13 protein-coding genes are annotated in these 13,998 nt (G+C 72.0%); 7 read left to right on the top strand and 6 right to left on the bottom strand.

Annotation, left to right across the window (positions count from 1 at the left end; translation table 11 throughout):
* The first annotated feature begins 149 nt into the window (after window positions 1–149).
* The gene (locus tag H577_RS15325) at window positions 150–3,278 is read left to right on the top strand and encodes a tetratricopeptide repeat protein (RefSeq protein ID WP_036283964.1); all 3,129 of its coding nucleotides are present in this window, start codon (window positions 150–152) and stop codon (window positions 3,276–3,278) included.
* A gap of 6 nt (window positions 3,279–3,284) precedes the next feature.
* Here the strand turns inward: H577_RS15325 and H577_RS0105925 are convergent, their stop codons facing one another.
* Entirely contained in the window at window positions 3,285–3,818 is a 534-nt protein-coding gene (locus tag H577_RS0105925) for a DUF488 domain-containing protein (RefSeq protein WP_029145178.1), read from the bottom strand.
* A gap of 49 nt (window positions 3,819–3,867) precedes the next feature.
* Here H577_RS0105925 and H577_RS0105920 point away from each other — a divergent pair, with 49 nt between their 5' ends.
* Window positions 3,868–4,515 (top strand): helix-turn-helix transcriptional regulator, encoded by a 648-nt coding sequence (locus H577_RS0105920; RefSeq protein WP_029145177.1) that lies wholly within the window; start codon window positions 3,868–3,870, stop codon window positions 4,513–4,515.
* Window positions 4,512–5,729, top strand: coding sequence for an MFS transporter (locus H577_RS0105915; protein ID WP_029145176.1), 1,218 nt, complete (start codon window positions 4,512–4,514; stop codon window positions 5,727–5,729). The genes H577_RS0105920 and H577_RS0105915 overlap by 4 nt, the downstream gene beginning before the upstream one ends.
* A 185-nt stretch (window positions 5,730–5,914) precedes the next feature.
* Here H577_RS0105915 and H577_RS0105910 read toward each other — a convergent pair whose 3' ends face one another.
* Complete coding sequence (locus H577_RS0105910; protein ID WP_029145175.1) at window positions 5,915–6,364, bottom strand: hemerythrin domain-containing protein; 450 nt, start codon at window positions 6,362–6,364, stop codon at window positions 5,915–5,917.
* The gene (locus H577_RS0105905; protein ID WP_029145174.1) at window positions 6,364–6,807 is read right to left on the bottom strand and encodes an OsmC family peroxiredoxin; all 444 of its coding nucleotides are present in this window, start codon (window positions 6,805–6,807) and stop codon (window positions 6,364–6,366) included. The genes H577_RS0105910 and H577_RS0105905 overlap by 1 nt, the downstream gene beginning before the upstream one ends.
* 244 nt (window positions 6,808–7,051) lie before the next feature.
* Between H577_RS0105905 and H577_RS0105900 the strand changes: the two genes are divergently transcribed.
* Window positions 7,052–8,770, top strand: a complete 1,719-nt coding sequence (locus tag H577_RS0105900) for an AMP-binding protein (protein ID WP_029145173.1) — start codon at window positions 7,052–7,054, stop codon at window positions 8,768–8,770.
* 183 nt (window positions 8,771–8,953) lie between these two features.
* Here the strand turns inward: H577_RS0105900 and H577_RS0105895 are convergent, their stop codons facing one another.
* Window positions 8,954–9,559, bottom strand: a complete 606-nt coding sequence (locus H577_RS0105895) for a TetR family transcriptional regulator (protein WP_036284039.1) — start codon at window positions 9,557–9,559, stop codon at window positions 8,954–8,956.
* A 98-nt stretch (window positions 9,560–9,657) separates the two neighbouring features.
* On the opposite strand from H577_RS0105895, the gene H577_RS0105890 reads away from it, so the two are divergent.
* On the top strand, window positions 9,658–10,617 hold the full coding sequence (locus H577_RS0105890) for a quinone oxidoreductase family protein (protein ID WP_029145171.1): 960 nt from the start codon (window positions 9,658–9,660) through the stop codon (window positions 10,615–10,617).
* 38 nt (window positions 10,618–10,655) lie between these two features.
* On the opposite strand, the gene H577_RS0105885 is transcribed toward H577_RS0105890, so the two are convergent.
* On the bottom strand, window positions 10,656–11,798 hold the full coding sequence (locus H577_RS0105885; RefSeq protein ID WP_029145170.1) for a serine hydrolase domain-containing protein: 1,143 nt from the start codon (window positions 11,796–11,798) through the stop codon (window positions 10,656–10,658).
* 31 nt (window positions 11,799–11,829) lie between these two features.
* Between H577_RS0105885 and H577_RS15320 the strand changes: the two genes are divergently transcribed.
* Entirely contained in the window at window positions 11,830–12,627 is a 798-nt protein-coding gene (locus H577_RS15320) for a glycosyltransferase family 2 protein (RefSeq protein ID WP_084515888.1), read from the top strand.
* Between the two features lie 16 nt (window positions 12,628–12,643).
* Window positions 12,644–13,306, top strand: a complete 663-nt coding sequence (locus tag H577_RS0105875; RefSeq protein WP_169566248.1) for a prepilin peptidase — start codon at window positions 12,644–12,646, stop codon at window positions 13,304–13,306.
* A 122-nt stretch (window positions 13,307–13,428) separates the two neighbouring features.
* Here H577_RS0105875 and pilO read toward each other — a convergent pair whose 3' ends face one another.
* On the bottom strand, window positions 13,429–13,995 hold the full coding sequence (pilO, locus tag H577_RS0105870) for a type 4a pilus biogenesis protein PilO (protein WP_029145168.1): 567 nt from the start codon (window positions 13,993–13,995) through the stop codon (window positions 13,429–13,431).
* Window positions 13,996–13,998: the final 3 nt, after the last annotated feature.

Raw genomic sequence — 13,998 nt, 5'->3', positions numbered from 1 at the left:
CCGCCGCCGGCCCGTGCGTGGCGGACCGGCCCGATAGAGTGGGGCCCGCAGCCGCAGGGGGATGACGCGGCCCGGCACGTATCGGCGCCCGGGTCCGGGCACGGCCCCGCACGGTCGAGGAGGCACCGGCCGGGATGGGGGGATCACGGATGGACGCGCACGGCGAGGGGCTCGGCGTCGCGCTGAACGCCGCGCGATCGGACGTCGACAGCGGCGATCCGCAGCGCATTCAGCAGGCGGTGACCCGCCTGCGTGTGCTCGTCGCGCGGGCGGTCGCCGAGCAGGGCGAGGGGTCGGGCGCCCACCGCGGCGCGCTGCGCCTGCTCGCATCGGGCCTGGAACAGCTCGATCACCCCGACGACGCCCGAGACCTGTATCTCACGCTGACCGACGTCATCGATGCGGCGTTGGCGCAGGCCGATCCGGACGACCCCGACCGGCAGGCGCTGCTCGAAGACCGGCTGTACGCGCGCGGCTGCGCGCTGGTGAGCGCCGATCACCACGGCGCCGATGCGGGCGCCGACGCATCCGAGCGGATCGCCGCGCTCGACGCCCTGATCGCGCAGGGGGAGCAGACCCTCGGCGGCGCGCACAGCGTCGTGCTCTGGCTGCTCGAGCAGCGCGCGCGCCGCCTGGTGCAGGTGGATCGCGACGAGGGCCTGCAGGCGTTCGATCTGCTCATCGCCCGGGCCGCGGCAGCGGACGAGGGCGGGGTGAACCACCTGACCGCGCTCGCCGCCAAGGCCGAGGCGCTGTCGCGCCTCGACGAGGATGAGCAGTCCGCGCTGCTGTGGGACCGGGTCCTCGCCGGGCGACGCGCGGTGCTCGGCCTCGACCATCCGGCGACGCTGGATGCCTGGGGCTGGCGCGCGCGCACCCGATTCTGGTCGGGAGACGTGGCTGCCGCCGACGCCGACCTGGCCCTGCTCATCCCCGCGCTCCAGCGCGCCCGTGGTGACGACGACCCCGCCGTGCTTCAGGCCATGCGGTTCCACGCCGGCGTGCTGCGGCGCCGGGGCGACCTGGCCGGCGCGGCAGCACTGCTGGAACGGATCACCCAGCTCGAGACGGCCCGCTTCGGCCCGCTGAGCCCCGACGTGCTGCGCACCCGCACCGTCGCGCTCGAGGCGCAGCTGGACCGTGACGACCGCACCGAGCGGATGCCGCAGCTGCTGAAGACGGCGCAGTCGCTCGTCGACGACGCCGAGGCCGCGGGCGAGGGCACCGGGCAGATCGGCCTGAACGCGCTGAAGATGCAGGCGCGCGTGCTGCGGGCCTCCTACGAACACGACGGATCCCCCGAGCTCGCCGAGCGCGCCCGGACCCAGGCCGACCTGTTCTGCGACCGGACAGAGCTCGCGTGCGAACGCTGGGCCGCCGAGCATCCGGCCGCCGACGGCCCCGGCGACGGACCGTTCGACACCCTTCGACAGGCGTTCATCGACCGGGCGCGGTGCGGAACACCCGACGAGGCGTTCGATGTGCTGCGGGGCGGCGCCGAACGGCTCGCCCGCTTCGGGTTGCCCGGCCGGGTGCACGAGATCGCGCTGCGCGACGAGCTCGCCGACCGGCTGCGCTCGGCCGGCCGGGGCGAGCAGGCGCTGGCCGAGCTGCGACACTCCCTGCAGCTGGAGACCGACCTCGCCTCGCGGGGTGCGTGGGGACCGGACGGTCAGGTCACCGCCGCGACCCGGATCGCGCAGGCACGCGGCGCGCTGGCGACCGCGCTGCGCGAACAGGGCGACACCGCCGAGGCCGACGACCTGCTCGCCCAGGCCATCGCCGAGGCCGAACAGGGATCGGCCGCGACCAGGGTCATCGACAGCCTGCGCCACGCCCGCGCCCTCGCGCTGCAGGAACTCGGCCGCCCCGACGAGGCGGCACGACAGCTGCGGGCGCTGTACGACGCGACCGGCGACATCGACGACGCCAACGACCTGGCCGTCGTCTACCTGAACCACGACCGGCCCGCCGAGGCCGAGGCGCTGCTGCGCCCGCTGCTGGCCGACCTCGAGCAGGCCGGCACCGCCGACAGCCCGACGGCGATGCGCGTGCGTGGCAACCTGGCGTTGGCCGCCTGTCGGCAGGGTCGTGACGCCGAGGCGGCCGCCGACTACGACCGGCTGCTCGACCTCCAGCTGCACACGCTCGGGCCGACGCACCGCGACACGCTCATCACCATGCACAACCGCGCGACCGAAGAGCGACACCTCGGCCGTCACGGCGAGGCGGTGCGGCGGTTGGAGAACGTGCTGCAGCTGCGCACCGACGCGCTGGGTGCGCGCGATCCGCAGACGTTGAGCACGCTCGCCGCCCTCGCCATCGCGGTGCGCGACACCGGCGACCTCGACCGCGCGCGAGGGATCGCGACCGAGGCGGTCACGCTCTCGCGCGAGGTGCTCGGCCCCACACATCCCGAGACGCTGAGTCGCATCCGCGACCTCGACCACATCCTGTCGCTGTGCGGTGCCGCCCCCGCCGAACACGACGCGTTGGCAGCCCAGACCCGCGCCGCATCCGGCGGGGCCGGGTCAGACGTGCTGGCGGCGCTGCGGTACGCCGACCACCTCGCCGAACAGGAGCGGTACGGCGACGCCCTCATCGAATACGGACGGGCGCGCGATGCCCTGGCCGACGACCCGGGCGTCGACTGGCTGCGCGCCGAACGCGGGGTGGCCGCCTGCGCCCGGGGATTGGGCGCGTACCGTGAGGCGGCCGAGGCATACGAGCGGATCGTGCCACAGCTCGAACGTCTGCTGCCCGACGACCGGTGGGCCCTCGCCGACGCCCTCGACGGGCTCAGCCTGATGCGGTTCCGGCTCGACCGCATCGACGAGGCGGTGCAGGCCGCGCACCGCGCGATCGAGATCGCCGACAATGCCGCATCCGACCCCGAGCGCACCATCCGGCTGCGCATCTGGCTCGGCCGCCGCCTGGCGGGTGCGAAGCACTTCGAGCAGGCGCTCGCCGCGTACCGGGATGCCGCAGAAACCGCGTCGGCCCGGATCGGCGCCGAGCACCCCCTCGCCGTGGACGCGACCGACGACGTGGCCGAGACACTCGCCGCCCTCGGCAGGCACCGCGACGCGCTGCGCGTGTACCGCCGGAACATCCCGGTCATGGAGCGCGTACTGGGGCCGGGGTCCGACGCGGTCGCCCGCGCCAAGCGCATGCGCACCCGGTCGGCGAACCACCTGAAGAAGCGCCGTCAGACGATCATCGGCGGCGTGGTCCTCGTGCTGATCCTCGTCTGCATCGTGTGGAGCCGGCTGTCCTGACCCCGGTCATCCCTCCGGTTCGGGCGGGTAGGTGATCGTCGTGCCCTCGACGTGCGCGAACGGGGTGATCGTCTCGTCGCGGGTCTTGCCCGCACCCATGATGTCGACGACGTGGATGCCACGCACCAGCAGTGCGTCGCCGACCAGCGACCGGTGGCACCGCCACGGCACCGCCTCGGCGCACATGATCGCCGTCGGGCGTTCGCCGGCGATGTGCATCAGCTCGTCGAGCCCGGCCGCGAACTCGGGGGTCTGCATGTAGTCGGCGTATCCGCGAAAGCTCGCGTTGCGCCATCCCGTGTTCGTCGATGCCTTCGTCGTGTGCCGCAGTCCGCCCAGCGCGCCCAGATGACAGTAGGCGATGTCGCGGGCGGCCAGGGCATCGCCCAGTGTGTCGGCGTTGAACTGCGGCGTGTGCCGTGAGCGCGGCACGGTGCGCACATCGACGATGCCGCGCACGCCGTTCTCGGCGAGCAGACCCGCGAACTCGTCGAGCGTTCGCGTGGAGTGCCCGATCGTCCAGACGGTGGTGGGCGCCATGTGCCGACTCTACGACGCCCGTCCCGGGTGCGGCCGGTAAACTGCCGATATGGCAACGGGCGTCCGGGCCAGCCGGCGAGAGGACGTGCTGCGCCTCCTCGATGAAGCACGGGAGCCGCAGACCATCGCAGCGCTCGCCGAGCGGCTCGGCGCGCACCCGAACACGGTGCGCCTGCATCTGGAGCGGCTGCTCGCCGACGGACGCATCGAGCGCACCGTCGACGACCGCGGTCTGCCCGGCCGACCGGCGCAGTTGTTCCGCCGGGTGCGCGCGATGGACGGCGCCGCGGCACGCCGGTACCGGATGTTGGCCGAGATCCTCGTCGACGAGTTGTCTCGCGCCGACGAACCGGCCCGGGCGGCGACCGAGGCCGGGCGGCGCTGGGGGCAGCGTGAGGCCGCGCAGACCGCCGGCGACGATCCGGTGACCGACCTGGTCGCGCTGTTGGAGCGCATCGGCTTCCGGCCGCGGATCGATCAGGCCGGCAGAGTCGATGTCTGCCACTGCCCGTTCCTCGAGCTCGCGCGGGAACGCCCCGACATCGTCTGCTCCATACACCTGGGTCTCATGCAGGGCGCTCTGCAGGCGTGGGATGCCGACACGTCGGTGGATCGGCTCGAACGCCGCGAATTGCCGGACGTGTGCACCGCGCATCTGTCCGGCACCCGTATCGCCGAGCCCGCACACACGCTATGACCGACGCACCCGTGCAGGGCGATTCCCTGCTGCGCCAGACCGGCCTGCCCTACTTCGTCATCGCGTTCATCGCACGCCTGCCGTTCGCCATGATGGTGGTCGGCGTGCTCACCCTGGTGGTGTCGGCGCGCGACTCCGTCGCCCTGGGTGGCATCACCTCGGCCGCGGTGGGGCTCGGCACCGCATGCTTCGGGCCGTTCCTCGGCGCCGCCGCCGACCGGTTCGGGCAACGACCCGTGCTGCTGATCGTGGGCGTGGCCAACGGGGTGCTGCTCGCCCTGTTCGCGGCGATCACCTACAGTTCGCTGCCGGATGCGGTCATGCTGACCAGTGCGTTCCTGATCGGTGCGACCGCCCCGCAGGTGGCGCCGCTGTCACGTTCACGACTGGTGACCATCATCGCCGAGCGGATCACCGCATCCCGCCGTCCCCAGGTGTTCAACTCGACGATGGCCTACGAATCCGCCGCCGACGAGACCGTGTTCGTGATCGGTCCGTTCGTGGTCGGCGTGCTCGCCTCGTGGATCGCACCCTGGGCGCCGCTGGTGGGGGCGGCCGCGCTGACCGTCGTGTTCGTGGGCGTCTTCGCGTTGCACCCGACCGCTCCGCCCCGGCAGACCCGGGCCCACGCCGACGCGCGCGGCGCGGTGTCGTCGCTGTTCCGGCCCGCGCTGGTGGTCGTCGTGGTCGGCATCCTCGGGGTCGGACTGTTCTTCGGATCGATGCTCACCTCGCTCACCTCGTTCATGGACGATCGCGGCGTGCCCGAGCAGGCCGGCCTGCTCTACGGCGTGATGGGCATCGGGTCGGCGGCGTTCGCGCTGGGCGTGGCGCTGTTCCCCGAGAGGTTCACCCGCGCGTGGCGCTGGCTGCTGTTCGGGGCCGTGATCCTGGGCGGCACGCTCACCCTGCCGCTCGTGCACTCGGTCGCGGCGATGGCGCTGGCGCTGGGGGTGATCGGCATCGGCATCGGCCCGACACTGGTCACGCAGTACAGCTTCGGCGCCGAGCGCAGCCCGGCGGGGCGGTCGGCGACGGTCATGACGATCCTCGGCTCAGCGGTCATCGTCGGCCAGTCGCTGGGCGCGGCGATCACCGGCGAGGTGGCGCAGCGGCTGGGGACGGATGCCGCGGTGCTGCTGCCCGCGGCATCGGCGGCCATCGTCGTGCTGACCGCGGTGGTCAACGTGTTCCTCTCACGCCCCGCCCGCTGAGCGAGCCGCCTGTTGAGCGACTCGCCCGCTGAGCGCACCGGCGCCGAGCACCCGACCTGCCGAGCACCCGGCCCGCTGAGCGACTCAACTACTGAGCGCCCCGCCTGCTGAGCACCCCGCCCGCTGAGCGGACCGGCGCAGCCGGCGAGACGGCACATCCCGAAGACCACCGCGGCCGGTGCCTGTCACGCCTTCTCGCACACCCACCCGTCGGGGAACGTGCCCTCCGCCAGGAACCGCGCGAGCTGGCCACGCACCTCGGGGGCCAGGTCGGCGTCCGCGTGCGGGTACACCACCGGTTCTTCCTTCTGGTTGTGCAGGTCGAGCAGCGACAACAGGTCGCGGCACCGCTCCGGCACATCCGCGCGGCCGGTCTCGAGTGCGGCGTCGACGGCATCCATCTCGTGCCACAGTTCGCCGTGCTCGCGCAGCATGACGAAGATCGGCATCATCATGGTCGCCCGCAGCGGCGGGAACAGGAACGTCTCTTCGAGGTAGATGTGGCGGCGCAGCGCGTGCATCGCCTCGCGCAACGGTTGCGGGTCGGTGTCGTCGGCGAGGTAGGCCTCGATGCCGGCGTCGATCGCGTGGTGCTCGCGGGTGAGCGCGTCGGCCAGCCGCGTGCCGTCGGTCATCAGCCCTCGAGCTGCGCGTCGACGGTGATCTCGGCACCCGCGAACAGACGCGAGACGGGGCACAGCTTGGCGGCCTCGTCGACGATCGACGCGAAGGTGGTGGCATCCACACCCGGCACCTGTGCGCGCACGGTGATCTTCGACGTCGTGATCGTCGGCACCCCGTCGACCGGGTCGAGACTCACCTCGCTGGTGACCACCAGGCGCTGCGGTGGCGTCTTGTGCTCACCGAGGGTCAGCGCCAGCGCCATCGAGAAGCACGACGAGTGTGCGGCGGCCAGCAGCTCTTCGGGGCTGGTCTTGCCGCCGGGCGCCTCGGTGCGCGAGACCCAGGTCACCTCTTGGCCGTCGAGCGCCCCGCTGCTGGTGTCACCGAAGGTGCCGGTGCCCTGTGCGAGGCTGCCGTCCCAGGTCGTCGTCGCGCTGCGAACCGCGATGCTCATGTCGCTCCCATCGTCGAGTGGTTGTCGTGGTTTTCCACAGGTAAGCCTGTGGAAAACACTCTACCGCGCCGGGACGGATGCCGCAGCCGGCCGCCGGGCGCGGTAGCGTCACGCCGAGACGGATGCCGCGGCCGGCCGCCGTCGTCGAACGCATCTCATCGGTGGGCCGGGCGCGAGTAGGCTTCGAGGGTCGCGACGCTGCGTTCAGGGTCGCGACCAGGCGACGACGAGCGAAGGAGCACGGATGCCGGCACAGGGACGCACCGCGACGCAGGCGACGAAGGCCGTTCGGGAGGCCCGGGACTTCCTGTTCGACCACGCGACCGATTACCAGGGCGCGGTCTCGCAGTTCACCTGGCCGCAGGTCGACGAGTTCAACTTCGCGCTCGAGTGGTTCGACGTGGTCACCGGCGAGCATCCCGACCGCCCCGCCGTGACGATCGTGGAGTCCGACCTGTCGGCCCGCTCCTGGACCTACGGGCAGCTGTCGCAGCGCAGCGACCAGGTGGCCAACTGGCTCGCCTCGCTCGGCGTGCGCCGCGGCTCGCACGTGATCGTGATGTTGAACAACACCATCGAGCTGTGGGAGGTGATGCTCGGCATCGGCAAGCTCGGCGCGGTGTCGATCCCGACCTCGACGCTGCTGTCGGCCGCCGACCTCGCCTATCGGGTCGAGAAGGGCGAGGTCGACGCCGTCGTGACGCTCACGGATCTGGCCGACCGGCTCGCGCAGGTGCCGGCATCCGTCACCCGCATCGGCGTCGGCGACGATCTGCCCGACGGCTGGGTGGGGTGGGATGCCTCGACCGCCGCGCCCGCGGACTTCGAGCCCGACGGCCCGACGCCCGCCGGCGACATCGGCCTGCTGTACTTCACCTCGGGCACCACGAACCGGCCCAAGCTCGTCGCGCACACCCAGATCTCGTACCCGATCGGGCACCTGTCGACGATGTGGTGGCTCGGTGTGCGGCCCGGCGACGTGCACCTGAACATCTCGTCGCCGGGCTGGGCCAAGCACGCGTGGAGCAGCTTCTACTCGCCGTTCCTCGCGCAGGCGACGGTGTTCGTGTTCACCTACGCCCGGTTCGACGCGGGCGAGCTGATGCGGGTCATGGACGCGCACCACGTCTCGACGCTGTGCGCGCCGCCGACGGTGTGGCGCATGCTCATCCAGTCCGACCTGCGTCAGCTCGCGCATCCGCCGCGCGAACTGGTCGGCGCGGGCGAGCCGCTGAACCCCGAGGTCATCCATCAGGTGCGGGATGCCTGGGGCTCGACGATCCGCGACGGGTACGGGCAGACCGAGATGACGTGCTGTGTGGGCAACTCGCCCGGGCAGCTCGTCAAGGACGGCTCGATGGGGCGGCCGACGCCGGGGTATCCGGTGGTGCTGGTCGATCCGGCGACGGGGGAGCAGGTGGCCGACGAGGGTGAGATCTGCCTCGACCTGTCGCAGCCCGTGCTGGGCCTGATGGCCGGGTACTACGAAGACGACGAGGCGACCGCCGCCTCTCGCGCCGGCGGCTACCACCACACCGGCGACATCGCGTCGCGGGATGCCGACGGGTATCTCACGTATGTGGGTCGCGCAGACGACGTGTTCAAGGCATCCGATTACAAGATCTCGCCGTTCGAGCTGGAGTCGGTGCTGCTCGAGCACGACCTGGTGATCGAGGCGGCGATCGTGCCGAGTCCCGATCCGGTGCGGCTGGCGGTGCCGAAGGCGTACGTGTGCGTGACGGCCGAGGCGGCCGCGGACCCGGCCCAGACCGCCCGTGCGATCTTCGTGCACGCGCATGAGCGGCTGAGTGCGCACCAGCGCGTACGCATCATCGAGTTCGTCGAGGAGCTGCCCAAGACGATCTCGGGCAAGATCCGGCGGGTCGAGCTGCGGGCGCGCGAGGCCGAGCGGGTGGCGTCGGGGGATGCCACCGGCCAGCACCTCGACCGCGACTACCGCTGACGCGGTGCCGGGCGGGCCCGGCGCGGCGGCCGGGGCTCCGTGCCGGAGGCCGCGGTGGCCCGTGCGGCTCCGGACCGCGGGCCCCGGTGGCCCGGGCTCCGGACCGCGGCAGAGTTGGCGACATCCTGCACCCGGTCCGTCGCGGGTGCGAGATCGTGCCGATTCTGTGTGTGGGGCCGCGCGTCACGATGACGCGAGGCCGACGACGACCCGCAGTGTGTCGGCGAAGACGTCATCGCCGGTGCGTCCGGCTGCGAAGTACTCGCGGATGGCGCGCACCGCCGTCGGCACGCGGCGTTCGAGTTCTGCGACATCGGGCCCGTCGCCGGTGGGGGCCGGTGCCTGCTCCTCGAGCACATAGCCGACGGTGAAGCGCTCGGCGGCGAGCACCCGCAGTCGCGCCTCGGCCAGCGGCACGCCCCGCTCCACGAGCGCGGCCATGGCGCCATCCGAGAACTCCGCTCGCGTGAATGAGTCACGGGCCCCCGCCACGACGCGGGCGCCGTCCCGGTGCGCGCGCAGTGCGTCGCGCATGGCGCATGCCGCCGCGAACAGCCACTCGCGCGCGTCGCGGATCTCGCCGAGCCCGGCCACCGCCTGCAACGCAGGAGCCATGATGCGGTCGGCCAGGGCCAGATGCAGCTCATCCTTGTCACGGATGTGCCAGTAGAGCGTCGACGCCGCCACGCCCGCCCGACGCGCGAGCACACGCATGGTCACCGCATCGAGCCCGTCGTCGTCGAGCAGTGCGAGTGCGGCCTGCACCACGGCATCCCGCGTCAGCGCCATGTTCGCTCCCTTGTCTCGCACTCGAAAGGTGTGAGACACTGTAGTTCTCGAACAGTGTTCGAGAGCTGTTCGAGGATCACGCCATCGAGGAGGGCGGCATGAAGGCTGCAGTGGTGACCGCGCGCGGGGGAGTTCCGGAGTATCGGGATGTACCCGACCCGCACCCCGCCGAGGGTCAGGCTGTGCTGCGCGTCGAGGCGGTCGCGGTCGAGAATGTGGATCGCGCGATCGTCGACGGCACCCATTACACCGCCGCGGCGTTCCAGGCCGCCCTGCCGGCGGTCCCGTGCTTCGACGGCGTAGGACGCACGCCCGACGGCACGCTGGTCGGCTTCGGCGGGCTGCAGCCGCCGCACGGCGCGCTCGCAGAGTACGTCGTCGTGCCCGACCGCCAGTGGGCGCCGATTCCTGAGGGCATCGAGGCGCCCACGGCCGCGGTGCTGGCGACGGCCATCACCGGCATGTGCATGAAGACGGCAGCGGGACTGCAGCCCGGCGAGACCGTGCTGGTGCAGGGCGCGACGGGCGTCGCCGGCCGACTCGCGGTGCAGATCGCGCGGCTGCTGGGCGCGGGGCGCGTCGTCGGCACGGGGCGGGATACCACGGCCCTGGCCTCGCTCGCAGACCTCGGCGTCGATGCGGTCATCGACACGACGGCGCCGGACGACGACCTCGTCCGGTCGTACCGCGACACCGCAGGCGAGGGCTACGACGTGATCGTGGACTTTCTTTGGGGGAGACCCACCGAGCTGCTGTGCCGGGCGCTCACACCCGAGAGCTTTGCTCTGCCGAAGCCGACCCGGCTGGTGCAGGTGGGCGAGGCGGCGGGGGAGGCGTTCGAGCTGCCCGCCCGCGCGCTGCGCACGTCGGGCCTGGAGATCTACGGCGCCGCGCGCAACCTCATGACCGGTATGGCCGACGCGTACGCGCAGGTCGTCGAGTGGGTGCGCAGTGGCGAGCTGCACGTCGACGTCACGACGATGCCTCTCAGCGGCATCGCCGAGGCGTGGCAGCGCACTGATCTGCGCGGCTCACGCCTGGTCATCGTCCCCGACTGATCCCGGGCGACCACTCCGGCCGGCCCGAGGCATCCGAGCTACCGACCGAGCCCCTCGTAGACGGCGTGCTCGAATGCTGCCACGCCCTGCTCGGCCACCGGGTCGAAGAACGGCAGCAGCTGCGTCGCCCACACGGCCGCGATGCCCGAGGAGCGGTCGATCCAGTAGAAGACGTTCGCCAGGCCCGCCCAGGTCAGCGACCCGGCCCGCCGCCCGCCGGGCACGTCGTCGTCGTTGCGCAGGAACGAGTACGCCCACGACTTGCGCGCGCCGGGAAAGAAGTCCGCCTCGCGCGTCAGCGCCGGGATCGCCGACGGCAGCGGCGTCACCTCGACCCCGGGCGCGCCCTGCACCGCCCACGCCACGGTCGCAGCCTGCAGCACCCGGCCGTGCGCACCCATCCCGTCGCCCAGCCACACCCGCAGCAGGGCCAGCAGGTCGGGCACCGTCGAGAACAGTCCCTGCCCGCCCATGTCGAGCTCCGGCACGTCCGGTGGCGACACCTTCGTCGGCACGATCGATCCGTCACGCTGCCGGCGGTACACCGTCGCTAGCCGCTCCCGCATCGCGGGCGACACATCGAACGACGTGGACCGCATGCCGCACGGAGCATATATCCGCTCGGCGAACACGTCCTCGAGCCGTTTGCCCCGCACCTCTGCGATCAGAAGGCCCATCCAGTCCATCGACGTGCCGTACGTCCACCGCTCGCCGGGGTCGTGCAGCAGCGGTGTGGTGATCGAGTCGCGCAGTGGGGTGGCGGACGGATGCCGCATCCGCTCCCGGGCGAGAATCGCGTACCGCCTGTCGAACATGTCGTAGGCGAGCCCCGACGTGTGCAGCAGCAGCATGCGCGGGGTGATGTCGCGCACCGGCGGCCGGGTGCGCACCGCGCCGTCGTCGCCCAGGTCGGTGAGCACCTGCAGCTCGCCGATGGTGGGCAGGTATTCCTTTGCCGGCACGTCCAGGTCGATCAGGCCGTCCTCGACGCACTGCAGCGCCGCCGTGGCGGTGAACGCCTTGGTCGCCGAATACAGGGCGATGACCGTGTCGGGCGCGGCGCCATCGCCTGCCGCATGCAGGTAGCCGGTGGCATCCGGGCCGGTCACTCCGGCGATGACGAGGGGGGCTCCGGCGCCGACGGCGGAATCGACGGCACTGTCGAGGTTGTGGGTTCGCACACCTTCACTGTGCCATGGGTAGGGTGTAGAGGTGCCTCTGCAGCCGCGTGTCACGGTCGTGATCCCGTGTCGCAACGACGCGGACTTTCTCGAACCCTGCCTGACCGCGCTGCGCGCGCAGACGCATGCCCCCGACCGCATCCTGGTGGTCGACAATGCGAGCACGGATGCCACGGCCGACGTCGCTCGCCGTTTCGGCGCCGACGTGGTGACCGAGAGCATGGTCGGCATCTGGCCTGCGGCCGCCCGCGGGTACGACGAGGCGATGGACTCGGCCGAGATCATCGCACGGGTGGATGCCGACTCGCGCCCACACCCGGACTGGATCGCCCGGATCGTGCGGGCATTCGTGCATGACCCGCACCTGGGCGTGCTCACCGGGGGCGCGGAGTTCTACGACGGCGGCCGGCTGACGAACTACTTCGGCTCGCACTGGTACATCGGCGGTGGCACGTACTGGGTCGAGAAGATCACCGGCGTACCGCTGGTGTTCGGGTCGAACTTCGCGATGCGCACCGCGGTCTGGGCGCGCGTGCGCGACCGTGTCGATCGCACGAACCCCGACATCCACGACGACCTCGACCTGACGATCCGGCTGCGCCCGTCCGACGGGGTGCGGTACGACCCGGCATTGCGGATGCCGGTGTCGGCGCGTCCGTTCGCTACCCCGGCGGCGCTCGGGCAGCGGCTGTACAAGGTGATCCCGACCTTCGCGGTGAGCTGGCCCGAGGGTGCGCGGTGGCTGCGGCAGGACGATGCGGCCGGTGACCGGTCGCCGGTGACGGGCTGGGAGGGCGACGAGCCCGAGCCGCGCGCACAGGACGCGTGAGGCACCGATGTCGGGTGTGGCGCTTGTGCTGACCGCCGTCGCGACCGGCGTGATCGGGCTGGGCACGGGGTGGCTGGTGCGTATCCTCGCCGGGCGCGCCCGCACCCGGGTTCCGGTGATCGAACTGGCGTGCGCGGTGGGGTTTTCGATCGTCACACTCTGGTGGATGGGGGGCCGGGGCGACGCGGCGTCCTGGTTTGCGCTGGCCGCGCTGCTGTACCTGGTGGCGATCACCCTGCTGCTCGGGCTCATCGACATCGCGGTGCACCGGCTGCCGAACCCGATCGTGCTGACCAGCTACCCGGTCGCCGCGGTGCTGCTGTCGGTGGCGTCGCTGCTGGGCCGCGACGGCGAGGCGCTGTTGCGTGCGGCGGTCGGGATGGTCGTGCTCTACCTCTTCTATGCGTTGCTGCGGCTGGTGCGCCCCGACGGCATGGGCGGCGGTGACGTGAAGCTCGCCGGCGTGCTCGGTCTGTATCTGGGCTGGTCGGGGTGGTCGTCGCTGGCGGTGGGCGCGTTCGCGGCGTTCCTGCTGGGCGGGGTGTTCGGCATCGCGCTCATGGTCGGCCGCCGCGCCGACCGGCGCACGGCGATCCCGTTCGGCCCCTTCATGCTGGCCGGCGCCTGGGTGGGGCTGATGGCCGGCCCCACCATCGGGCGCTGGTACTTAGGGCTGTAGCCGGCGGCTCCGGGGCCTGTTTTGGGGCGGATTCGTGCGGATTCGGCTGCACAGATGCGCCCCGAACGCACAAACCCGCCCCAAACCGCAAGCGCCGGTCGGCCGGGCATGTCAGCGGCGGGCTACTGCGCAGGCATCAGCACCCAGGTGGTGCCCGACAGGGTGAGCGAGGCATCCGCCGGCCCGGTGTAGTGGCTGTCGGCGATCGTGACGATCCGCCGGGAGCGCTGCAGGTTGGCGACGAACGACTCGAGGGCCGACCGCGAGCCGTCGACGGTCATGGTCAGCGGCACGGCCACGAGCGTTCCGCCCGTGGGCACGGGTGCGTTCACCTGCTGCGGCGGGGCGAACGTCGAGGCATCGGCGAACGCCAGCGTGCGGATCGTCACCTTCGCCGCACCGGCGGCCGCGTCGAACTGGTTGATCAGCGCCTGCTGCGAGCGGGATGTCGGGATCTCTTGCTGCAGTGAGGCGAGTTGCGCCTTGTCGTGGTCGAGGTGCTCGCTCTCTTTGCGCAGCGCCGCGTTCTTGATCTGCTGCACGTCGTTGAGCTGACGGATCGACGCGGTCTGCGCGTCGGCCGTCGAGATGCGGTCCAGCTGCGGCTGCACGCCGAGGAACCAGCCGCCGGCGAGGATCGCGACGGCGAGGGCGGCGATGACGATGAGGCTGAGGCGGTACTTGTCCATGTC

This window comes from Microbacterium luticocti DSM 19459 (assembly GCF_000422405.1).
Classification (GTDB): domain Bacteria; phylum Actinomycetota; class Actinomycetes; order Actinomycetales; family Microbacteriaceae; genus Microbacterium; species Microbacterium luticocti.
The sequence above is the reverse complement of the archived record's forward strand: the minus strand, read 5'-3'. Positions and strand labels throughout refer to the sequence as shown.

Excerpts from the sequence above, each read along its gene's own strand:
- H577_RS15325 (WP_036283964.1), top strand. The coding sequence starts at position 150 with ATGGACGCGCACGGCGAGGGGCTCGGCGTCGCGCTGAACGCCGCGCGA.
- H577_RS0105925 (WP_029145178.1), bottom strand. The coding sequence starts at position 3,818 with ATGGCGCCCACCACCGTCTGGACGATCGGGCACTCCACGCGAACGCTC.
- H577_RS0105920 (WP_029145177.1), top strand. The coding sequence starts at position 3,868 with ATGGCAACGGGCGTCCGGGCCAGCCGGCGAGAGGACGTGCTGCGCCTC.
- H577_RS0105915 (WP_029145176.1), top strand. The coding sequence starts at position 4,512 with ATGACCGACGCACCCGTGCAGGGCGATTCCCTGCTGCGCCAGACCGGC.
- H577_RS0105910 (WP_029145175.1), bottom strand. The coding sequence starts at position 6,364 with ATGACCGACGGCACGCGGCTGGCCGACGCGCTCACCCGCGAGCACCAC.
- H577_RS0105905 (WP_029145174.1), bottom strand. The coding sequence starts at position 6,807 with ATGAGCATCGCGGTTCGCAGCGCGACGACGACCTGGGACGGCAGCCTC.
- H577_RS0105900 (WP_029145173.1), top strand. The coding sequence starts at position 7,052 with ATGCCGGCACAGGGACGCACCGCGACGCAGGCGACGAAGGCCGTTCGG.
- H577_RS0105895 (WP_036284039.1), bottom strand. The coding sequence starts at position 9,559 with ATGGCGCTGACGCGGGATGCCGTGGTGCAGGCCGCACTCGCACTGCTC.
- H577_RS0105890 (WP_029145171.1), top strand. The coding sequence starts at position 9,658 with ATGAAGGCTGCAGTGGTGACCGCGCGCGGGGGAGTTCCGGAGTATCGG.
- pilO (WP_029145168.1), bottom strand. The coding sequence starts at position 13,995 with ATGGACAAGTACCGCCTCAGCCTCATCGTCATCGCCGCCCTCGCCGTC.